Consider the following 19,662-nt stretch of genomic DNA (forward strand, 5'->3'; position numbering starts at 1 on the left):
TGTCGTTCTGAATGGTCCCGGAGAGCAACGATTTGTCATGACCCTGTTCTTCGCCCGCAACGATGAAGCTGGCGAGAACCGGAACGACAGCGCCGTTCATTGTCATCGACACCGACACCTTGTCGAGCGGGATGCCGTCGAACAGAATTTTCATGTCTTCGACGCTGTCGATAGCCACACCGGCCTTGCCCACATCGCCCACCACTCGAGGGTGGTCACTGTCGTAACCGCGGTGAGTAGCCAGATCGAAGGCCACTGAAACACCTTGCTGACCAGCTGCCAGATTACGGCGGTAAAAGGCGTTCGATTCCTCGGCCGTCGAAAAACCGGCATATTGCCGGATCGTCCATGGGCGGCCTGCATACATGGTTGCCTTGACGCCACGAGTGAAAGGGCCAAATCCCGGCAACGTGCCCATATGCGCCAGCTCTGCCGTATCCGCTTCGGTATAGAGCGGTTTGACCTTGATCCCTTCCAGAGTCGTCTTGTCAAGGTCTTCAACGGGTCGGCCGCGCAGTTCCTTTTCGGCCAGCGCGCGCCAGTCGTCGGTTTTGGTCATGATGTCTTCCTCTTGTGGATATCGGTCGCGACAGGAGATGCCCCGTCAGGTTTTGTTTCCTGGCCCTCGATCAGAACGGCGAGCCCATTGGCGCCACCGGCAAGCCAGTCCAGGTCAGCGGTGTGGGCCACGTTCAGCACGGCGGACTGTTCCAGAGTGAAAGGGGATGCGGCGAGCAAATTCTCGGGATCTTCCGGGATGCAGGTCGTGGGGCGCCAGGGGCGTTCGGCCGCGTTCAAATGCTTGGCCTTATGGGCCACTGGTGTGGGTCGCCCAATCATATGTGCAAATTGCAAATCCGGATGACCGGCATAGCTTTCATATGGCAGAATCGACAGGCGGACACCGGGAGCAGCCAATGCGACATCAGTGATGACTTCTCGCCAACTGCGCTTGTTCTTGGCCAACCAGTCTAGAATAACTGGTCCCGGCATCGTTCGACCTTTTTGCAATTGAAACGCAAGGACCGACGCCCAATAGTCCTCCAGTTGACGGATATTCAGTACGATATCCGTCACGCCGCCGTCGAAGAATCCGGCAAAAACAGAAAGCCGCGCGCCAGCTGCTGGATACAGGGTTGCTTCTCTGAGGCTCTGCCCCATTGTCCCAAGGATATTCTCGTCACTCACAATGAGACATTGGATCCCACGTTTTGCCGCGCGTTTGGATTGCACCCTGATACGCTCCGCAGCCGCTTCGCGGACTTGAGTAGCGATTTCCGTGTTTCCAAATCCTGGGCACAACTTGTTCCGAATCCTCGGAGGCCCCCAGAAGCCGATTCCGTTTTGCTCAAGAAACTCCGAGTTATCGCGCAGGTAGTGTTGGAAACTCGTCGTGGCACAGCGATGAGCGCCGAGGTGAAGAATGACGCGCAGCCTTTGGTCGCCTATCCCATCATGTGACTGCCGATGCTCTGAAAGGGGACTATTCACAGTCATGTCCACCCCTTTCGATAAGACCATTCCCGTTTTTTTTCGCAGGCGCGTCCATTTCTTCAGTCGCAATCGCCAACATAGCCTCTATATTCAATCGAACAGGAGGCCGAATGAGACGCACGCTAGCTGTTGTTTTTTCTGCACTTATCCCCTTCGCTGCATTTGCGGCGGATGGCACTTTACCAGCGGAGGACGAGCTGATCCGTCCCGCCAGCAATAGCGACCTGACCGAGTTCTTGTGGGTCAAGCGTCCCATTGTGATCTTTGCCGACACACCTGCCGATCCCCGGTTCCAGCAACAGATCGACATGTTGCAACAAGGCGAAGCGATGCTGCGTGACCGCGATGTCGTAGTCTTGACCGACACCAATCCCCAAGAGCGCACACCTGTACGCAACAAGCTGCGTCCACGTGGATTCCAGATGGTTCTGGTAGACAAGGACGGCGAGGTAAAGCTGCGTAAGCCCACGCCATGGAGCGTACGCGAGATTAGCCGGTCGATCGACAAGACCCCCATGCGCGAACGGGAAATCCGCGACCGGCGCGAAAGCAACTGACTCTCGCACCGGGTCGTCAAATCCCATTCAGGCAAGACGGTTTTGCCGCGTTTCACGGTGTTACCCTTTCTTCACAGTGAGCGACCTGGGTTGCCCGGTCACTCGAATTCCATGATCACTTCGTCGACAGCCAGGCTGTCTCCGGGATCGGCGTTGATCTTGGCGACGGTCCCTTTCTTTTCGGCGCGAAGGATATTTTCCATCTTCATCGCCTCGATGGTGCACAGCGCCTGACCTTCCTGCACTTCCTGGCCCACCTCGACGTCGACCTTCACGACAAGACCAGGCATCGGGCAAAGCAGCATTTTGGATGTGTCCGGTGGAAGTTTCTCGGGCATCAGGCGCGCCAATTCCGCCTGACGCGGCGTTCGCACATGCACCTTGAGATCCGCACCCCGGTTGCGGATGCGGAAACCGCCCGAGATTTTTCCGACTTTCAGAACAAGCGGTGTCCCATTGACATCCAACGTTGCCAGCTGATCCCCAGGCGTCCAGTCCGAAGCCACGCGATAGGACCCACCGCCTTCGAATGTTACTGTCGAACCAGCCGGATCCGCGTCGATTACGACGTTGTAGTCAAGCCCCTGAAGGCTGACCGTCCAGTCAGTGCCCACTTTGCGTTCGTGGTTGTCCATTCGCCCAGAAACCCGAGTTCTGCGAATTTCGGCAACACGGTGCATTGCCGCGCTGGCTGCCGCGATACGGCGCAGATCATCTTCGTGCAGTGTTACGCCTTCGAATCCGTCGGGATATTCTTCGGTGATGAAAGCGGTGGTCATGTCACCTTCGACGAATTTGGGATGATCCATCACCGCACTCAGGAAGGGCAGGTTGTGGCCGATCCCCTCGACTTCGAACCCGTCGAGCGCCACACGCATCGCTTCGATGGCCTGTTCACGCGTTGGTGCCCAAGTGCACAGTTTGGCGATCATCGGGTCGTAGTACATCGAAATCTCGCCGCCCTCGTAGACCCCGGTGTCATTGCGCACCGCCGTTACACCTTCGGGTGCGTCCCCCTGCCATTTGCCGTGGGCCAGCAACGGACCTGCGGCTGTCTCGGCAGGTGGGCGATAGCGGGTCAACCGACCGATGGACGGCAGGAAGTTCCGATACGGGTCTTCGGCATACAGCCGGTTTTCGATGGCCCAGCCGTTCAGTTTCACGTCATCCTGTGTGATCGACAACGGCTCGCCCGCCGCCACACGGATCATCTGTTCCACAAGATCGACACCGGTGATCAGCTCGGTCACAGGGTGTTCTACCTGCAGGCGGGTGTTCATCTCGAGGAAATAGAAGTTCTTTTTCCCGTCCACGATGAATTCAACCGTGCCCGCACTGGAATATCCGACGGCCTTGGCCAGCGCGACTGCTTGTTCGCCCATCGCCTTGCGCGTTTCGGGATCAAGGAACGGCGACGGCGCCTCTTCGACAACTTTCTGGTTACGGCGTTGGATCGAGCATTCGCGTTCACCCAGATAGATGCCGTTGCCATGGCTGTCGCAAAGCACCTGGATTTCGATATGGCGCGGCTGGGTCACGAATTTCTCGATGAAAATCCGATCATCTCCGAAAGAGTTTGCCGCCTCGTTCTTTGACGACTGAAAGCCTTCGCGTGCCTCGGTGTCGTTCCAGGCGATCCGCATCCCCTTGCCGCCGCCACCGGCGCTGGCCTTGATCATGACCGGATAGCCGATCTCATTTGAAATCTTGACGGCCTCCTCCGCATCTTCAATGAGTCCCATGTAACCGGGAACGGTCGAGACATTTGCATCCTGAGCGATCTTCTTGGAGGTGATCTTGTCCCCCATAGCCTCGATCGCACCTTTGGGAGGGCCGACAAAGGCCACACCTTCGGCCTCGAGAGCCTCGGCAAACTTGGAGTTCTCTGACAGGAAACCATAGCCCGGATGTACCGCCTGCGCCCCAGTTTCGCGAATGGCGTTCACTACATTGTCGATCACGATATAGGATTGGTTTGCCGGTGGCGGCCCGATGTGTACAGCCTCGTCGGCCATTTGAACATGCAAGGCCTGCTTGTCGGCGTCCGAATAGATGGCGACTGTTGCGATACCCATCTTTCTGGCAGTTTTGATAACCCGGCAGGCAATCTCGCCCCGGTTGGCGATCAGGATCTTGTTGAACATGGAACGTCCTTTGTCTTGGGATGTTTCAAATGCAAAACGCCGCTTCGGACAATATGGTCCGAAACGGCGTTCCACAGTGATTTCGGTTGGCCGGGATGTCCGACCTTAACTACAATCTGCTGATCAGCAGCTTTTCTGCACTTCGCAATACAGCAGGTTTCCTGCCGCACCAGCCGCTGCCCCGACAACCGGGTTTGCGTCAAGAACGAGCGCGCCCAGCAGGCCCGCGCTGCCACCAAAGAGTGCCTGTTCGCCTTTCGTGTCGCCACACGCGGCCAAGCCCGCACAAAGCACGATGACCGAAATGAACCGAATGTTCCGCATGAGTCGCATCCCCTATCCAAGTTTGACTGCTCACGCGTGTGATGAATGGGAAATCCCAAATTTCTCAAGTCAATTCGGTGAACAGCTTGACCATGCGCAAATCTTTGCCGTGACCCTGCGAAAACCAGCCGACGGAAAAAAGCGGGCGGGTCAATGTGGGGTACATCAACCAGCCCGCTGAAGGAAGGGGTACGGAATAGTAGGTGCATGTGCGGCGCAGGCAAAGACGTGCCGCACGGCCCGGTCACTCTGCCCGCGCCGTGCTTTTCCGCCAACACGTCTGTTGGGAAGGCAGAGTTTCCGGCTAGTTTCTGCCCATTCTCTACACCCACACGCAAAATTGTGCCGACGCAAATGTGAACAGACCGGCCAACACCTGAGGTGGCTGGTGTCACATTTACGTAAGGGCCTTCATATTGATCGTTCGACTCCGCGGAGTTCCCTTCATTCCTGCTGTTCGCCGCCGCTTTGAAAGAATCACGCTTTGACAACAGTTTGCACTCATTCTTCACGCAGGCGTGGGCATTCCGTGATGGACAATCATTTTGCCGTGAGAAATCACCGCTGACCAGTCTCGAGAACGTGATTTCACACTTGGTAAACAGCGTGAAACGCTGGCTGTGCTCACTCGCAAGACAAGGACCAAGCATATGAAAATGAACACAAAAACAACCCTCGGGTTGACTGCAGCGGCGTGCGCGTTTGCTGCTTTTCCTGCCCTGGCGGAAGACTCCGAGGAAATCGCCGAACTGCGTGCTCGGGTCGAGGCGCTGGAGGCTTCCGAAGGTGCCGCACCGTCCGGTGATTTGAACATTGGCAACACCGCAATCGACATCTACGGCTATGTCAAAGCCGACTTCTTCTATGACTTCGAGTTTGACCAGGGGGACACAGCGTTCGTCAACGTAATCGGCGAGCCGTCTGCCGCGACGGACGGTCATTTCGGCGCGACGGTTCGGCAATCGCGTATCGGCCTGCGAAGCACCACTCCGAGCGATATCGGCGACATTACCGGTCAATTGGAACTCGACCTGTTCGGTGGCTCCAGCAGCTCGCCCGAGTTGCGGGTTCGCCATGCGAACGTCCGCATTGGTGACACCTGGCTGATCGGCCAGTACTGGACCAACTTCATGCCCCTGGCAGAATATCCAACCACGGTCGAATTCAACGGTCCGGTTGGTATTGCTTTCGCACGTGTGCCTCAGGTCAGATACACGGCGGATATTGCCGCCAATACGGTGTTCAGCGCGTCGGTCGAGGAAAACGTTTCGGGCTCTGCTTCCGACGATCCGGTTCTCACCGCAGCCGTTGCGTACAGCACTGACCGGTTCTCGCTTCGCGCGGCCGGCCTTTACGGGACAGCTACGTCGGGCGGCGCAGAAGTCGATCAAACTGGGATTACCCTTGCGGGTTCGGTCCGCCCTTGGGAAGGCGGTCTTTTTCAGGTCACGTACGTGAACGGTGAAGCCCTTGGTCCCTGGTTGATCGGCGTGGGCAATGCGATTGTCGGCGGCCAAGCCAATGACGTGGACGGCTATACCATCGAGTTGCGGCAAGACCTGGGCAACAGATGGAATGTCGGCGTAGCTTACGGCAGAGAGGACTATGACCTTCCCACGTCGACCGGGACCCTGTCTTTCACGGAATTGGAAACCATCCACGTGAACGCCTTTTACCAGGCCACCGACAATCTGACACTGATGGCCGAATACATCTATGGCGAACGCAATGACGTCATTTCGGGAAACACCTTTGACGGCAGTCGCGTGCAACTTGCGGCTCAGTGGACATTTTGACACCACATTCCGGCCCTGCCCCATTCCGGGCAGGGCCTTGTCCGCAACATTGCGCGAGACAGTGTATGCGACGGCCGGGAGCATGTTCAGCTAGCCCCCCCGAAAACGCCCGGAAACGTCTGCCGCGCGGCATCCACATCGATCACTAGTAGCGCGCTATAGCTTTCAGGATCGAATGGGTCCTCTGCCGGGATCACCTCGCGTCCGAACAGCCAGCTCAACCGTCCAGCATCGAGATTGCCGCGCTCAAAGGGTTGATCGCCAAAATGTTCCCACAGTGCTTCGAAAAAGACTGCATCCGCTTTGCGGTCAACAGCCTTGCGGTCGCGGAACCTTTCGCGACGCGTCAATGGCGTCACACCTTTGGGATTGGCCCGGCGTATCGTGAACTGGAAATCGGTGCCGGGAAGGCGGCCGGGAAAACCACGATGCTTCAGCATGGCAGCGCCTCCTCGTGCAGAGGGGCGAAGGCAAACGCAGGTATCATCGTGGCGTCGGGATAGTGCCGGAACAGGCATCCGGATGCGACTTGGGTCATCTTTTTCGCTTTCAGAACCATCTGGCACGGTTGAGGGGCCAGAAACAGTGTAGAGGTTGCATTCAACATCAGAGCCCCTCCCATACGCAGGCGGCATTTTCCAGCCTGTAAGCTTCAAAGTACTGGGTCGCAGCCTTCTGAGTTTGCCCAAATTCCACCTCACGATCTGCCATCGAGATGATCACGCGAGCCGGTTCCAACTGGTGCCTGGCGACGTACGGCACGGCCAGGGTATCGCAGAGATGGTCCATATCGTGGGTCGCCACGTCATGCCCGATCTGCCCGATCTCTGACCCGATTCCGGGTGCTACGAACCGGAAGCGGACCCAAAGTTCGCCCGGATTGGTATCCAGCAGAACCTCATCCAGCCAGACTTCCTGACCGGACGGCACCGGCAGGCTGCCTTGCGCAAAGGCGTTCGTGTGCATGACCAGAGATACTGTGGTAATAAAACTGCCGCAGCCCCGGCCCCGCCAATGGCGGGCTCCTCCTGCCAGGGCTGCAGGCGCTGCGCGGTGGGCGCGCGCGGCTCTATGTACGATCGCACGGATCATGTGGGCGATTCGCCTCTGGCGTCAAATTGAGATCGCGCTTTCGGTCCGATCACTCTCGTTTCAGTCGAACTCCAAACTCTGCGTTGCCCTTTGCTGCCGGGGAGATGGACGCAATGACCCGCGCGCGACCCAAGTGCATCCCGTCCGACGCCAATAGGCACGTCGACGAACAATATAGGGAGTCTCCGATCTTGCGGTTTTTGGATCATCTGTTGTCCTTCATGGGGCGGGGCCTCTCCCACCCGAAAGCCTTACAACGGGATATTGTCGTGTTTCTTCCAAGGGTTCTTCAGCGACTTGCCTCGCAACGAGGCAAAGGCACGCGAAACCCGACGGCGAGTTGAATGCGGCATGATCACTTCGTCGATGAAGCCACGTTCGGCCGCCACAAAGGGGTTGGCGAAACGGTCTTCATAATTCTTGGCGTGCGCCGCGATCTTTTCGGCATCTCCCAAATCAGCACGGTGAATGATCTCGGTTGCGCCCTTGGCCCCCATTACCGCGATCTCTGCGGACGGCCAGGCATAGTTGAAGTCACCGCGTAAATGCTTGGACGCCATCACATCATAGGCTCCACCATAGGCCTTTCGGGTGATCACCGTGACCTTTGGAACTGTCGCCTCGCCATAGGCGAAGAGCAGTTTGGCGCCATGCTTGATCACACCGCCATATTCCTGGCTGGTGCCCGGCAAAAAGCCCGGAACATCGACGAAAGTCAGAATCGGGATTTCGAAGCAGTCGCAGAAACGCACGAAACGAGCAGCCTTGCGGCTGGAGTCGATGTCGAGACAACCTGCCAGCACCATCGGCTGATTGGCAACAACGCCCACAGTCTGCCCTTCAAGTCGGATGAAGCCGGTGATAATGTTCTTGGCGTAGTCCTCCTGAATCTCATAGAAGTCACCCTCATCCGCTACTTTGGCGATCAGTTCCTTCATGTCGTAGGGCGTGTTCGGGTTCTCTGGAACCAGCGTATCCAACGACGCCTCGATCCGGCCCGGTTCATCAAAAAATGGGCGCACGGGCGGCTTTTCGCGGTTGTTGAGCGGCAGGAAGTCCACCAGACGCCGCACCTCGGCCAGCGCCTCAACATCATTTTCGAATGCACCATCGGCGACCGAGGATTTTCTGGTGTGGGTCGAGGCCCCACCCAGTTCCTCGGCAGTGACCACCTCGTTGGTGACGGTTTTGACCACATCGGGGCCGGTCACGAACATGTATGAGGTGTCCTTGACCATGAAGATAAAGTCAGTCATTGCCGGAGAATAGACCGCGCCACCAGCACAGGGGCCCATGATCACGCTGATCTGCGGCACCACGCCCGAGGCCATGATGTTGCGCTGGAACACTTCGGCGTATCCGGCCAGCGAGGCGACACCTTCTTGGATTCGCGCGCCACCCGAGTCGTTCAGGCCGATCACCGGCGCGCCGTTTTGCACAGCCATATCCATGATCTTACAGATCTTCTGTGCATGCGTTTCCGATAACGATCCACCAAAAACGGTAAAATCCTGGCTGAATACATATACCATGCGCCCGTTGATCGTCCCCCAGCCGGTGACGACCCCGTCGCCCGCAGGCCTTTGTTTTTCCATCCCGAAATCGGTGCAGCGGTGTGAAACGAACATGTCGAATTCTTCGAAGCTGTTTTCGTCTAGCAGCAACTCGATCCGCTCGCGCGCTGTCAGTTTACCGCGCCCGTGCTGCGCATCGATCCGCTTTTGCCCACCCCCCAGGCGCGCTGCTTCGCGGCGGCCTTCGAGTTCGGAAAGGATGTCTTTCATCACGATTGTCCCCTTTAAAATTTGACCGGACCATATAGCGTGTCTTGCATCATCCAAAGAACAATTCGGCAAATTTGCAAAGTATTGGCAATCTTTTATTTGCTAAATGAAAATTGGCTAATCAACATATCTACACTCCGGCTGGCATGGATTTGGCGCAACCAATGCAATAGATGCAAACCATGCAGTTCAGTTCCACCCAGACTCACCGCAGTCCGCCGACGTTGGCGACGCTTATTCTGTTGTCCGGCCTCTCGGCGCTGGGAATGAACGTGTTTCTGCCAAGCCTACCGAACATGACGGCCTATTTTCAGACTGATTACAGGGTCATGCAGCTTTCGGTGGCAGTGTATCTTGGCGTAAATGCAGGCATGCAAATCATAATCGGACCGCTTGCAGACAAGGCCGGTCGCCGCCCGGTGATCCTGTGGGGGATCGCCTTATTTCTTCTGGCGACGCTGGGCTGCATCTACGCTCCGACCGCCGAGATTTTTCTGTTTTTCCGCATGTGCCAGGCGGTGATCGCGGTTGGAGTTGTGCTTAGTCGCGCTGCCGTGCGGGATATGTACGAGCAGGACAAAGCGGCCTCAATGCTGGGCTACGTCACAATGGGCATGGCCGTAGTGCCGATGATCGGCCCGGCCATCGGGGGGCTTTTGGACGAAACACTTGGTTGGCAGGCCAATTTCTGGCTGCTCCTCATTCTCGGTTGCATGGCCCTTTTCCTGACGTATTCGGATTTCGGGGAAACTGCCCTCAAGAGTGGCAAGACGTTGGTCCAACAATTCCGCGAGTATCCGGAATTGCTGACCTCGCCACGCTTCTGGGGATATTCGCTGGCCTGTGGTTTCTCGTCTGGGGCCTTTTTTGCCTATCTCGGCGGCGCGCCCTTTGTAGGTTCCGAAGTTTTCCAACTCACGGCCGCCGAGGTTGGCATCTATTTTGGCGCACCCGCTCTTGGGTATTTCTTTGGCAATTTCATAAGTGGGAAATTCTCGACACGTGTCGGAGTGAACCGCATGGTTCTTTGGGGGTGTTGGCTGAACACGCTGGGAATTGCTTTTTCAATCTTAGTTACACTTCTAGGCGCGGACAGTGCGGTTTCTTTTTTTGGCCTGATGACTTTCGTTGGGCTCGGAAACGGGATGTCGATCCCCAATGCAACAGCCGGCTCCCTTTCGGTCCGCCCGCGCCTTGCTGCAACGGCTTCGGGCCTGAGCGGCGCGATCATGCTCGGTGGCGGCGCTGCGCTGAGCGCTTTTGCAGGATGGTTACTGACTCCCGAGACGGGCGCGCTGCCCTTGTTGTGGCTTATGTTCGCAACCTCGGCACTTGCCGTTCTGGCAATCACTGTGGTCATCATTCGCGAAAAGCAGCTTGGCCTTTGAATACTTGCACAGGATGATTTGCAAAGTTAGCCTTTCGCCAAGTAAATCCGCAAAGGCACGTCGATGGCTACACAGAAACTCTATGCCGGCGCAAAGTTGCGCGAAATCCGCACCCGACTGTCGCTGACGCAAAAGGATTTTGCCTCAAAGCTGGGTGTCTCGCTGCCCTACCTGAACCAGATGGAAAACAACAACCGTCCGATTTCGACGACGGTTGTTCTGGCTTTGGCGCAGGAATTCGGGCTGGATGTAACCGAATTGAGCACTGGCGACAGCGAACGGCTGGTATCCGACATGCGCGAAGCACTTGCGGACCCGATCTTTGCTGACGCAATGCCGCCGCTTGCGGACCTGCGCCTGACAGCATCAAATGCTCCGGCGCTTGCACGAGCCTTTATCGAATTGCACCGAAACTACCGTCAGACCCATGAGCGGCTGGCCTCTCTTGACGAGGCGCTGGGGCGTGAAGATGCCCGCATACAAGCCAGCCCCTGGGAAGAGGTGCGCGACTTTTTCCACTATTGCGACAACTATATTGACGCTGTCGATCACGCGGCCGAGCACTTTGCCGAACGCGGCGGCGGCACGGGCGGCATTCGAGCCGCTGCGCTGCAAAGCCTCGGCGATCGCGGCATTCATGTAGAGCTTTCCGATATCGAGGCTCTGCGAAGTTATGACACCCAATCGAAAACCCTGCGTCTTTCCTCTCGGTCGGCCCCGCAAACTCAGGTTTTTCAGCTCCTTCTCCAAGTCGCCTTGTTGAGTCAAGACAAACTGTTGGAAGCAACGCTGGACTTTGCACGCTTCCAAAGCGACGAGGCACGCTCCATCGCCAAGATCGGGCTGGCAAATTATTTCGCCGGCGCCGCCCTGATGCCCTATGGAACTTTCCTGGCAGCCGCGCAGGAAGACCGCCACGATCTGGAACTGCTCAGCAACCGCTTCGGCGCATCCATCGAACAAGTTGCCCATCGACTGTCGACCTTGCAACGCCCTGGAGCAAAGGGGATTCCATTTTTCTTTGTTCGTGTGGATCAGGCAGGCACAATAACAAAGCGACACTCGGCCACCCGTCTGCAGTTTGCGCGATTCGGTGGGGCCTGCCCGCTGTGGAACGTGCATCGCGCCTTTGAAACGCCCGGACATTTCCTGCGCCAATTGGCGGAGACGCCGGATGGGGTGCGCTACATTTCGTTGGCACGAGACATTTCAAAACCCGGTGGTTCGTTTGGCGCGCCGGTTCGACGCTATGCCATCGCACTGGGCTGTGAAGTCAGGCACGCTGACGCTTTGGTTTATGCGGACAACCTCGATATCAACAATGCCAGCGCTTACGAGCCTATTGGGATATCCTGCCGCATCTGCGAGAGAAAATCCTGCCACCAACGCTCGGTTCCACCGCTGGAGCGCCGTCTTACCATCAATACGGATATGCGGGGCACATTGCCATATGAGGTAAATTGACCTTTTACCCCGCCAATTTCAGGTGCAGACGGAGGGGGCCACAGCCCCCGTCACGCCTTTGCGGAATTCAGGCTTTGGACAGAATCCCCCAGATCTGGTCCTTCAAAGCCGCGCGCTTCTTGCGCAGGTCCACCTCTGCCAGTTCTTCCATCGGTTCGATATTGGTTTCAGCGCGATGAACCGCACGATTGATCTCGTGATATTCTTCTGTCAGCTTCGCGAAATGCGCATCCGACTGCTTGAGCTGACTCATCAGATCGACCTTGTCCGGAAACTCTTCGGCCAGTTCGTGAGGCGTATGAGACATCCTGTTCGCTCCTTGTCTTGATGTTTCCATCAACAGCTAGACCGCGCTGCGAAGGCTCTCTTTGACGCCGATCAAATCACCCGGCAATACACATTTTTTCTTAACGTTGCGCCACGTTCCACTGCGGATGAAGCCAAGGTTCGTCATTGGCCCGCGGCAGCGGGCTGCGCCCCAAAAGATGGTCGGATACTTTTTCTCCAACCATGATCGAAGGAGCGTTGAGATTGCCATTGGTGATCTGTGGGAAAATCGAACTGTCCGCTACCCAGAGACCATCGACCCCGATCACCCGGCCCTGTGGGTCGACAACGGCATTGGGATCATCCGCCCGACCCATCCGGCAGGTTCCGCAAGGATGATAGGCGCTTTCCGCGTGTTCCGCGATAAAACCATCAAGTTCCTCGTCTGACTGCACGGCTGCACCCGGCTGGATTTCCTTGCCCGCAAACGGCTTGAACGCTTCTTGTGAAAAGATTTCTCGGGTCAAGCGGATACAGGTGCGGAAATCCTCCCAATCCTCTTCATGGCTCATATAGTTGAAGCGAATGATCGGTGCGTCTTCGACCCGCGCCGAGCGGAGGGTGACGTTGCCACGGGATGGCGACCGCATCGGGCCAACATGGGCCTGGAAGCCGTGGCCTTCGGCGGCGGCCTGCCCATCATAGCGCACGGCAATCGGCAGGAAATGGTACTGGATGTCCGGGTATTTGACGCCGGGTTTCGAGCGGATGAAGGCTGCGCTTTCGAATTGGTTCGACGCGCCCAGACCGGTCTTGGTGAACAACCACTGTGCGCCGATCGCGCCTTTGCCGATCAGGTTCCAGTATTTGTACAAGGTGACCGGCTGGATGGCCTGCTGTTGAATGTATAGCTCCAGATGGTCCTGCAGGTTGGCGCCCACACCCGGGCGGTCCGCAATGACGTCAATACCGTGTTCGACAAGATGCGCACCCGCGCCGATACCTGACAGCATCAGGAGCTTGGGCGAGTTGATCGAGGAGGCAGCCAAAACAACCTCGCGCCGCGCGCGGATCACTTCCTTTCTACCGCCTCGCAAAATCTCGACGCCTGTCGCCCGACCGTCTTCGATGACGATCCGCGCCGCCAGCCCCCGTACGATATCGCAGTTCGGGCGCTTCAGCGCGGGTTTGAGATAGGCATTGGCTGCCGACCAACGCCGTCCTTTCCAGACGGTCTGTTCCATCGGGCCAAAACCTTCCTGCTTTTCACCGTTGTAGTCGCCGGTCACTTCATAGCCAGCCTGCTGTCCAGCCTCGACAAACGCCTTGAACAGCGGGTTCGACCTCGGTCCGCGCGTCACGTGCAAAGGGCCATCCGTTCCGCGCCAGGTCGGGTCGCCGCCATGGCCGCCATCGTGCCACGTCTCCATCCGTTTGAAATAGGGCAGTACATCCGAATAGGCCCAGCCGTCGGCGCCCATCTCGGACCAGGTGTCGAAATCCATCGCATGACCGCGTACATAGACCATGCCATTGATAGAAGACGACCCACCGATCACCTTGCCGCGCGGGCAGGCCAGACGCCGATTGTTCAGTTTCGGTTCGGGTTCCGATTGATACCCCCAATCATAGCGCGACATGTTCATAGGATAGCTGAGCGCCGCCGGCATCTGGATGAACGGCCCCGCATCGGTGCCGCCATATTCAATCACCAAAACCGAAGCCCCGGCCTCGCTCAGTCGATACGCCATCGCGCAACCGGCCGATCCTGCACCGACGATGACAAAATCTGCTTCCATGTTCACGTCTCCTTCGTCCCGCCGGAATGGCAATTGATCGCTATCGGCTCCGTCGGGAGTATTATCAAAAAGATGAAGAGGTTATTCGCCGCGCGGGAAACGCTGGCTTTCCTCAAGGTTGTCCAAATTCATGTGATTCCGCATGTACCGTTCGGATGCCTTCTGAAGCGGCTGATAGTCCCACGGGAAATAGCCGCCTTGCCTGAGCGCCTCATACACCACCCAGCGGCGCGCCTGGCTTGCCCTGACTTCGGTGTCGAAGCGTTCAAGATCCCATCGTGCTTCGGATTTGGCCTTGAGGGTCTGCAAAGTTCCGGCATGGGCCGGTTCATCGGCCAGATTGTTCAACTCATGCGGATCGTTTTCCAGATCGAACAGTTGGTCGGGGTCCAGTGCACAGCGATTGTATTTCCATTTGCCGTAACGCATCGACACCAAAGGCGCATAAGACGCCTCAGCCGCATACTCCATCAAAACCGGCTCGGTTCGATCTGTGCCATTGGCAAGCGGCACGAGGTTGTGACCGTCGGTCCAGGGTGCCAGTTCATCCATATTGACGCCAGCCAGAACACCAAGTGTCGGTGTTACGTCGATGGTCGACACAGGTGTATCAATCAACTCGACAGGCATTCCGGGAGCAGAAATCATCAGCGGAACGCGCGCCGACCCTTCATAGAAGTTCATCTTGAACCACAACCCGCGCTCACCCAGCATGTCGCCGTGGTCGGACACGAAAAGGATGATTGCCTCTTGCCGGGTGGTATCCAACACTTCGAGGATTTCACCGATTTTGTCGTCCAAATACGAGATATTGGCAAAATAGGCCCGACGCGATTTACGAATATCCCCTTCGGAGATTTCAAAGCTGCGCCAGTCGTTTGCATCGAAAATGCGCTTGGCGTGCGGGTCCTGATTGTCATAGCCCAGATCGCTTACCTCGGGCAGCAGATGCTCGCATTCCTCGTAGAGGTCCCAATACTTGCGACGCGCGACATAGGGGTCGTGCGGATGTGTGAAACTTACGGTCACACACCATGGACGGTCGTCGCGGCCCCGCGCCAGATCATAAAGCTTGGTCTTTGCATAGTAGGCGACCTCGTCATCATATTCCATCTGGTTGGTGATTTCGGCCACCCCTGCCCCAGTGACAGACCCCATGTTGTGATACCACCAGTCGATCCTCTCACCCGGCTTGCGATAATCCGGCGTCCAGCCGAAATCGGCCGGATAGATGTCGGTGGTCAACCGCTCCTCGAAACCATGCAACTGATCGGGACCAACGAAATGCATCTTGCCGCTGAGGCAGGTGTAGTAGCCCGCACGGCGCAGATGATGGGCGTAGGTCGGGATAGCACTGCTGAATTCGGCTGCGTTGTCATAGACACCGGTGCGCGAAGGCAATTGCCCCGACATGAAACTCGCCCGTCCCGGAGCGCAGAGCGGCGACGCAGTATAGGCATTGACGAAGCGCGTTGAACGCTCGGCCAGTTTCTTCAGGTTTGGCGCATGCAGCCAGTCGGCGGGACCGTCGGGGAAGAGGGTTCCGTTCAACTGATCCACCATCAGGATCAGAATATTGGGCTTTGTCATTTACCAGCCTCGATAAGGGTGTTGAGAACGCGCAAAGCGTGGTTGACGGCAAGTTCGGGTTGCTCTGGTGCGCTCAGCGCCGCACGGATATACAATCCATCGATCATGGCAATCATGTTCTCAGCGCCTTCTGCGGGGTCCTCCAATAGGGGGCGCAGTGCGTCAACCAGATTGGACCTAATACGCGCCTGGTATATTTGCCAAAGGCGAAGGGCATCATTATTGGTCTGCGCCAGAACATAGAAGGTCATCCAAGCGGCGATTACATCCGGGGTGAAACAAGAAGGAGCGAAACAGGCTCGGATAATTGCCTGGGCACGTTCGGTCTTTGGTGCGCTCTTCAATTCAGATCGCGCTTCTTCGCCAAAATCCGACAGGATACGACGCATGGCGGCCAGAAATATCTGGTCCTTGCCGCCGAAATAGTGGTGCGCCAACGCGCTGGACATTCCTGCACGTTTGGCAATCTGGCTAACCGTCACGTCGAGCGACTTTTTCACGCCAAGCTCGGCGATGGTCGCCTTCACGATCGCGTCGCGTCGGATCGGTTCCATTCCGAGTTTCGGCATGTCGGTCTCCTTCGAGCCAGTGTAATATCCGAAACGCTAAAAGGATTTTATTGACTCGTCAATCAATAACCGATTTTTCACCGGATGCCCTGCTTCAGGCAATCAGAATTTCGTTGCCAAATTTGGCGGAGTAACCGCGCGGCGCAACAAAACGGCTTCGCGCCAAGTCATAAAGCTGACTGCGCCCAATATCAGCGTACCACCTGCGACCACCCATAGATCGACACGTTCACCAAAGGCCAGTGCGCCAAGCAGAGTCGCCCAGATCAACTGCACGAAGGTCACGGGTTGCGTCACCGTGATGGGTGCCGCCTGCATCGCAAGCGTCATGCAATAGTGCCCACCTGTCGCAAAGCAGGCAATCAGAAACAACACCCCCAGATCCTGCCAGCTTGGCGGTGTCCAGACAGAAACGGCAAAGGGAATCAAAGCCACGGTGACCCAGATCGACAAGTGCGCAACGACAACAGACGGGCGAAGATCCTGAACCAGAACCTTCGCGATCAGATAGGACCCGCCCAAAGCGAGTGCCGTACCTAACATGGCCAGATGTCCCTGTGATATTTCGCGAAACCCCGGGCGCAGAATGATCAGAACTCCGATCAATGCGGCTCCTATCGCAACAACACGACGGGCGGCAAGGCGTTCCCGCAAAAACAAGACCGCGCCCAAGGTAACGTAGATCGGCGTGAGATAGTTCATTGCCGTCACCTCTGCCAAAGGGATCTGGGTCATCGCGAAGAACCATAGCATGACGGCAATCGCATGAATCCCGCCACGGATACCGAACAACACCCAGTGTTTTTTGGTCAATCGCGCCGAAAGGATCGCACGCATTGCCGGAAGCAGGAACACTAGCCCCAACAGATAGCGTAAAAATGCTGCCTGAATGGGATGCATGGCGGTTCCCATGGATTTGACCATCGCCGTCATTATCACAAAGGAAAACCCAGCCGACAGCATCCAGAAGATACCGGCAAGGGGGCGGGATTGGGCGGCGATCGTTGTCATGCTAACGGTTCAACATGGAATGGGCACTTGTGCAAGACTTCACATCGCAACCAACTTCCATGCAATCCCAAGCATGGTCAGCCCAATCATGGCGTCCAGATATCGCCAGGCACCCGGGCGCGCAAAGATCGGAGCTATCAAACGCGCCCCGTATCCAAGCGAGAAAAAGAAGGCAAAGCTGGATGTCACCGCGCCCAAGGCAAATCCGAACCGATCATCGTATTGTGCCGATATCGAGCCGATCAGGACCACGGTGTCCAGATAGACATGCGGATTGAGCCATGTGAATGCAAGAACCGTGAACATTGCCCCGCGCAGGCTGGTTCGCTGATGTCTATCCGCCTGCAGCGTTGCGCCGCTTGTCCAGGCCGACCACAGACTGCGTGTGCCATACCAGAACAGAAAAGCTGCTCCGCCATACCGCATGACGGTCTCGAAACTTGGCACAGTTGCAGCCAAGGCCCCAAACCCGGCAACACCCGCAACAATAAGCACGGCATCAGACAACGCACATGTCAGACACAAGGCAAAGACGTGCTCGCGTCGCAAACCCTGACGAAGGATAAATGCGTTTTGTGCGCCAATCGCGAGGATGAGGCTGAAGCCAAGCGCAAAGCCGGAAATGAAAGAGGCGGGCATGGGCACTCCTGTGGACGACCGGAATTGACTAGCCGCGCTTGAACGATCTATCAAATTAAAGATGATAATGCAGATTAAGAATTGCTAATGACTCTCGATACCGGTCAATTAAATGCTCTCGCAGCGATATTACGATTGGGAAGCTTCGAAGCGGCGGCCGATGAACTGGCGGTAACGTCTTCGGCGATTTCCCAGCGGATCAAGGCGCTGGAAGACAGGATCGGGATACCCTTGGTCCATCGAGGCCCCCCGTGCACGGGAACCGTCGCGGGCTTGAGGCTTGCCAAGCATGCCGAAGACGTCCGACTGCTAGAAGCCAAACTGAACCGGGATCTGTCTTTGGATCAAAGTTTTGGTCCGACATTATTGAAGATCGCTGTCCCCGCCGACAGTCTGGCGACTTGGTTCATCGCTGCAATGGCTGGTGCAGATGACATGCTTTTTGATCTGCTGATCGACGATCAGGATCACTCCGCCGACTGGTTGCGACGAGGAGAAGTTGGTGCAGCGATTACGGTCGGCGGCAAACCTGTGACCGGTTGCGATGCGTACCCGCTGGGAACCTTGCGGTACATAGCGACAGCCAGCCCGGGTTTCGTTCAGCACTGGTTTTCTGGTGGCGTCACGCCAGCAGCACTAGCCAAGGCTCCCTGCATGACTTTCAATCGCAAGGATGGTCTGCAAAAGGCTTGGCTGGCCGCCAATGCTGGCGCCCGGATCAACCCACCATCGCACTTCCTTCCGTCAACGCATGCATTTGTCGAAGCCGCGTGCGCAGGAATTGCTTGGGGTATGAATCCTGAACCCCTTGTTCGGGACCACCTTCGTGCGGGCCGCCTGCTCCCACTTTTGCCCGACACGCCGCTCGACGTGCCTTTGACCTGGCAGGTCAGCCGCATCGTGGCCCCTGCGATCACGCACCTGACCGGCGCGATCAAAACCGCCGCTGCGAGTGGGTTGCAACCCGACTGAACTCGCTGGATAACAGGACCAACAATGTTGGAGTGCATGCCATGTTTTCGCGAAATGCGCTAAGCTATGACCCTATCCCGCTGCCCGACCGAGCCGACTTGGCCGATGTCGAAATGATCACGGCTGCACAGGCGTTCCACGAAGTCATGCGCAAGCGCCATACTGTTCGAGACTACTGCGATCGCCCGGTCCCCCGCAATGTGATTGAAACCTGCATTCGCACCGCAGGGACCGCCCCGTCGGGCGCCAACCACCAACCCTGGCACTTCGCGGCTGTGTCCAATCCTGCCCTAAAACAGCGCATCCGAGAGGAGGCCGAAGAAGAAGAGCGCCGATTCTACGCAGGCACTGCCGGGGATGAATGGATCAAGGCGTTGGAACCGATCGGGACCAACGCGATCAAGGAGCACCTGACCGTTGCCCCGTGGCTGATCGTGGTTTTTGCCCAGCGCTGGGGACAGTTCGAAGATGGAACCCGATACAAAAACTACTACGTGCCGGAAAGCGTCAATATCGCCACAGGTTTCCTGCTGGCCGCGCTGCATCACGCCGGTCTGTCCACGCTGACACACACGCCGAATCCTATGCGGTTCCTGAACGACGCACTTGAACGTCCTGCCTCGGAGAAACCGACGATGATCATCGCCGTGGGGCACCCGGCTGGGAATGCGACAGTCCCCGCAGTGGCCAAGCTGAAAAAGCCACTAGAGGACATCAGCAGCTTTTTTTGACCGCGACACGTCTCAGTTACCCTAAGGAGCGACAACAAAAA

Annotated in this window: 20 protein-coding genes; 6 read left to right on the top strand and 14 right to left on the bottom strand. The window is 57.1% G+C overall.

Going from position 1 to position 19,662, the window contains the following annotated elements:
- Together AC2FNB_RS05260 and AC2FNB_RS05265 are read right to left on the bottom strand one after the other, a co-directional pair.
- The coding region (locus AC2FNB_RS05260; protein ID WP_496744914.1) for a methylmalonyl-CoA mutase family protein at positions 1-559 on the bottom strand (559 nt) is incomplete at its 3' end.
- Positions 556-1,188: a hypothetical protein gene (locus tag AC2FNB_RS05265; RefSeq protein WP_496744916.1), complete on the bottom strand. Its 633-nt coding sequence runs from the start codon at positions 1,186-1,188 to the stop codon at positions 556-558. The genes AC2FNB_RS05265 and AC2FNB_RS05260, both read right to left, overlap by 4 nt.
- 416 nt (positions 1,189-1,604) lie before the next feature.
- Between AC2FNB_RS05265 and AC2FNB_RS05270 the strand changes: the two genes are divergently transcribed.
- Entirely contained in the window at positions 1,605-2,051 is a 447-nt protein-coding gene (locus AC2FNB_RS05270) for a DUF4174 domain-containing protein (protein WP_480751063.1), read from the top strand.
- Positions 2,052-2,149: 98 nt separating this feature from the next.
- Here the strand turns inward: AC2FNB_RS05270 and AC2FNB_RS05275 are convergent, their stop codons facing one another.
- Positions 2,150-4,195 carry an ATP-binding protein gene (locus AC2FNB_RS05275; protein WP_496744918.1) on the bottom strand — a complete coding sequence of 682 codons (2,046 nt, stop codon included), beginning with the start codon at positions 4,193-4,195 and terminating at the stop codon, positions 2,150-2,152.
- A 123-nt stretch (positions 4,196-4,318) separates the two neighbouring features.
- Entirely contained in the window at positions 4,319-4,519 is a 201-nt protein-coding gene (locus AC2FNB_RS05280; RefSeq protein ID WP_480751066.1) for a hypothetical protein, read from the bottom strand.
- Positions 4,520-5,175: 656 nt separating this feature from the next.
- On the opposite strand from AC2FNB_RS05280, the gene AC2FNB_RS05285 reads away from it, so the two are divergent.
- The gene (locus tag AC2FNB_RS05285; RefSeq protein ID WP_480751068.1) at positions 5,176-6,315 is read left to right on the top strand and encodes a DcaP family trimeric outer membrane transporter; all 1,140 of its coding nucleotides are present in this window, start codon (positions 5,176-5,178) and stop codon (positions 6,313-6,315) included.
- An 86-nt stretch (positions 6,316-6,401) separates the two neighbouring features.
- Here the strand turns inward: AC2FNB_RS05285 and AC2FNB_RS05290 are convergent, their stop codons facing one another.
- The 4 genes from AC2FNB_RS05290 to AC2FNB_RS05305 all read right to left on the bottom strand — a co-directional run bounded on the left by AC2FNB_RS05290 (position 6,402) and on the right by AC2FNB_RS05305 (position 9,191).
- Positions 6,402-6,755, bottom strand: coding sequence for a hypothetical protein (locus AC2FNB_RS05290; RefSeq protein ID WP_480751069.1), 354 nt, complete (start codon positions 6,753-6,755; stop codon positions 6,402-6,404).
- Positions 6,749-6,922 carry a hypothetical protein gene (locus AC2FNB_RS05295; protein ID WP_480751071.1) on the bottom strand — a complete coding sequence of 58 codons (174 nt, stop codon included), beginning with the start codon at positions 6,920-6,922 and terminating at the stop codon, positions 6,749-6,751. The genes AC2FNB_RS05290 and AC2FNB_RS05295 overlap by 7 nt, the downstream gene beginning before the upstream one ends.
- Positions 6,922-7,407 carry a DUF6497 family protein gene (locus AC2FNB_RS05300; protein WP_496744921.1) on the bottom strand — a complete coding sequence of 162 codons (486 nt, stop codon included), beginning with the start codon at positions 7,405-7,407 and terminating at the stop codon, positions 6,922-6,924. The genes AC2FNB_RS05295 and AC2FNB_RS05300 overlap by 1 nt, the downstream gene beginning before the upstream one ends.
- Positions 7,408-7,658: 251 nt before the next feature.
- Entirely contained in the window at positions 7,659-9,191 is a 1,533-nt protein-coding gene (locus tag AC2FNB_RS05305; RefSeq protein WP_496744922.1) for an acyl-CoA carboxylase subunit beta, read from the bottom strand.
- A 182-nt stretch (positions 9,192-9,373) separates the two neighbouring features.
- On the opposite strand from AC2FNB_RS05305, the gene AC2FNB_RS05310 reads away from it, so the two are divergent.
- Positions 9,374-10,579 carry a multidrug effflux MFS transporter gene (locus AC2FNB_RS05310; RefSeq protein WP_496744923.1) on the top strand — a complete coding sequence of 402 codons (1,206 nt, stop codon included), beginning with the start codon at positions 9,374-9,376 and terminating at the stop codon, positions 10,577-10,579.
- Between the two features lie 63 nt (positions 10,580-10,642).
- Positions 10,643-12,043, top strand: coding sequence for a helix-turn-helix domain-containing protein (locus AC2FNB_RS05315; protein ID WP_480751078.1), 1,401 nt, complete (start codon positions 10,643-10,645; stop codon positions 12,041-12,043).
- 67 nt (positions 12,044-12,110) lie between these two features.
- On the opposite strand, the gene AC2FNB_RS05320 is transcribed toward AC2FNB_RS05315, so the two are convergent.
- The 6 genes from AC2FNB_RS05320 to AC2FNB_RS05345 all read right to left on the bottom strand — a co-directional run bounded on the left by AC2FNB_RS05320 (position 12,111) and on the right by AC2FNB_RS05345 (position 17,918).
- Positions 12,111-12,350 carry an HP1242/YdcH family protein gene (locus AC2FNB_RS05320; protein ID WP_480751080.1) on the bottom strand — a complete coding sequence of 80 codons (240 nt, stop codon included), beginning with the start codon at positions 12,348-12,350 and terminating at the stop codon, positions 12,111-12,113.
- Positions 12,351-12,450: 100 nt separating this feature from the next.
- Positions 12,451-14,109, bottom strand: a complete 1,659-nt coding sequence (betA, locus tag AC2FNB_RS05325; RefSeq protein ID WP_496744924.1) for a choline dehydrogenase — start codon at positions 14,107-14,109, stop codon at positions 12,451-12,453.
- 81 nt (positions 14,110-14,190) lie between these two features.
- A complete protein-coding gene (gene betC, locus AC2FNB_RS05330) occupies positions 14,191-15,699 on the bottom strand; it encodes a choline-sulfatase (RefSeq protein ID WP_496744925.1) in 1,509 nt (502 codons plus the stop codon).
- Positions 15,696-16,268, bottom strand: coding sequence for a choline-binding transcriptional repressor BetI (betI, locus tag AC2FNB_RS05335; protein WP_480751085.1), 573 nt, complete (start codon positions 16,266-16,268; stop codon positions 15,696-15,698). The genes betC and betI overlap by 4 nt, the downstream gene beginning before the upstream one ends.
- A 102-nt stretch (positions 16,269-16,370) precedes the next feature.
- Positions 16,371-17,279: a DMT family transporter gene (locus AC2FNB_RS05340; protein ID WP_480751086.1), complete on the bottom strand. Its 909-nt coding sequence runs from the start codon at positions 17,277-17,279 to the stop codon at positions 16,371-16,373.
- Positions 17,280-17,318: 39 nt separating this feature from the next.
- Positions 17,319-17,918: a LysE/ArgO family amino acid transporter gene (locus AC2FNB_RS05345; RefSeq protein ID WP_496744927.1), complete on the bottom strand. Its 600-nt coding sequence runs from the start codon at positions 17,916-17,918 to the stop codon at positions 17,319-17,321.
- A gap of 87 nt (positions 17,919-18,005) precedes the next feature.
- On the opposite strand from AC2FNB_RS05345, the gene AC2FNB_RS05350 reads away from it, so the two are divergent.
- Both AC2FNB_RS05350 and AC2FNB_RS05355 read left to right on the top strand, forming a co-directional pair.
- Positions 18,006-18,890, top strand: a complete 885-nt coding sequence (locus AC2FNB_RS05350; RefSeq protein ID WP_496744929.1) for an ArgP/LysG family DNA-binding transcriptional regulator — start codon at positions 18,006-18,008, stop codon at positions 18,888-18,890.
- Positions 18,891-18,931: 41 nt separating this feature from the next.
- Positions 18,932-19,621 carry a nitroreductase family protein gene (locus AC2FNB_RS05355; RefSeq protein ID WP_480751090.1) on the top strand — a complete coding sequence of 230 codons (690 nt, stop codon included), beginning with the start codon at positions 18,932-18,934 and terminating at the stop codon, positions 19,619-19,621.
- Positions 19,622-19,662 lie beyond the last annotated feature (41 nt).

Source organism: Ruegeria sp. BHSB058, from assembly GCF_059613285.1.

Bases quoted from the DNA above. Each gene is read 5' to 3' on its own strand.
- AC2FNB_RS05280 (WP_480751066.1), bottom strand. From the start codon at position 4,519: ATGCGGAACATTCGGTTCATTTCGGTCATCGTGCTTTGTGCGGGCTTG.
- AC2FNB_RS05350 (WP_496744929.1), top strand. From the start codon at position 18,006: ATGACTCTCGATACCGGTCAATTAAATGCTCTCGCAGCGATATTACGA.
- AC2FNB_RS05310 (WP_496744923.1), top strand. From the start codon at position 9,374: ATGCAGTTCAGTTCCACCCAGACTCACCGCAGTCCGCCGACGTTGGCG.
- AC2FNB_RS05315 (WP_480751078.1), top strand. From the start codon at position 10,643: ATGGCTACACAGAAACTCTATGCCGGCGCAAAGTTGCGCGAAATCCGC.
- AC2FNB_RS05300 (WP_496744921.1), bottom strand. From the start codon at position 7,407: ATGATCCGTGCGATCGTACATAGAGCCGCGCGCGCCCACCGCGCAGCG.
- AC2FNB_RS05295 (WP_480751071.1), bottom strand. From the start codon at position 6,922: ATGTTGAATGCAACCTCTACACTGTTTCTGGCCCCTCAACCGTGCCAG.
- AC2FNB_RS05355 (WP_480751090.1), top strand. From the start codon at position 18,932: ATGTTTTCGCGAAATGCGCTAAGCTATGACCCTATCCCGCTGCCCGAC.
- AC2FNB_RS05290 (WP_480751069.1), bottom strand. From the start codon at position 6,755: ATGCTGAAGCATCGTGGTTTTCCCGGCCGCCTTCCCGGCACCGATTTC.
- AC2FNB_RS05320 (WP_480751080.1), bottom strand. From the start codon at position 12,350: ATGTCTCATACGCCTCACGAACTGGCCGAAGAGTTTCCGGACAAGGTC.
- AC2FNB_RS05275 (WP_496744918.1), bottom strand. From the start codon at position 4,195: ATGTTCAACAAGATCCTGATCGCCAACCGGGGCGAGATTGCCTGCCGG.
- betC (WP_496744925.1), bottom strand. From the start codon at position 15,699: ATGACAAAGCCCAATATTCTGATCCTGATGGTGGATCAGTTGAACGGA.
- betA (WP_496744924.1), bottom strand. From the start codon at position 14,109: ATGGAAGCAGATTTTGTCATCGTCGGTGCAGGATCGGCCGGTTGCGCG.
- AC2FNB_RS05285 (WP_480751068.1), top strand. From the start codon at position 5,176: ATGAACACAAAAACAACCCTCGGGTTGACTGCAGCGGCGTGCGCGTTT.
- betI (WP_480751085.1), bottom strand. From the start codon at position 16,268: ATGCCGAAACTCGGAATGGAACCGATCCGACGCGACGCGATCGTGAAG.
- AC2FNB_RS05270 (WP_480751063.1), top strand. From the start codon at position 1,605: ATGAGACGCACGCTAGCTGTTGTTTTTTCTGCACTTATCCCCTTCGCT.
- AC2FNB_RS05340 (WP_480751086.1), bottom strand. From the start codon at position 17,279: ATGACAACGATCGCCGCCCAATCCCGCCCCCTTGCCGGTATCTTCTGG.
- AC2FNB_RS05345 (WP_496744927.1), bottom strand. From the start codon at position 17,918: ATGCCCGCCTCTTTCATTTCCGGCTTTGCGCTTGGCTTCAGCCTCATC.
- AC2FNB_RS05305 (WP_496744922.1), bottom strand. From the start codon at position 9,191: ATGAAAGACATCCTTTCCGAACTCGAAGGCCGCCGCGAAGCAGCGCGC.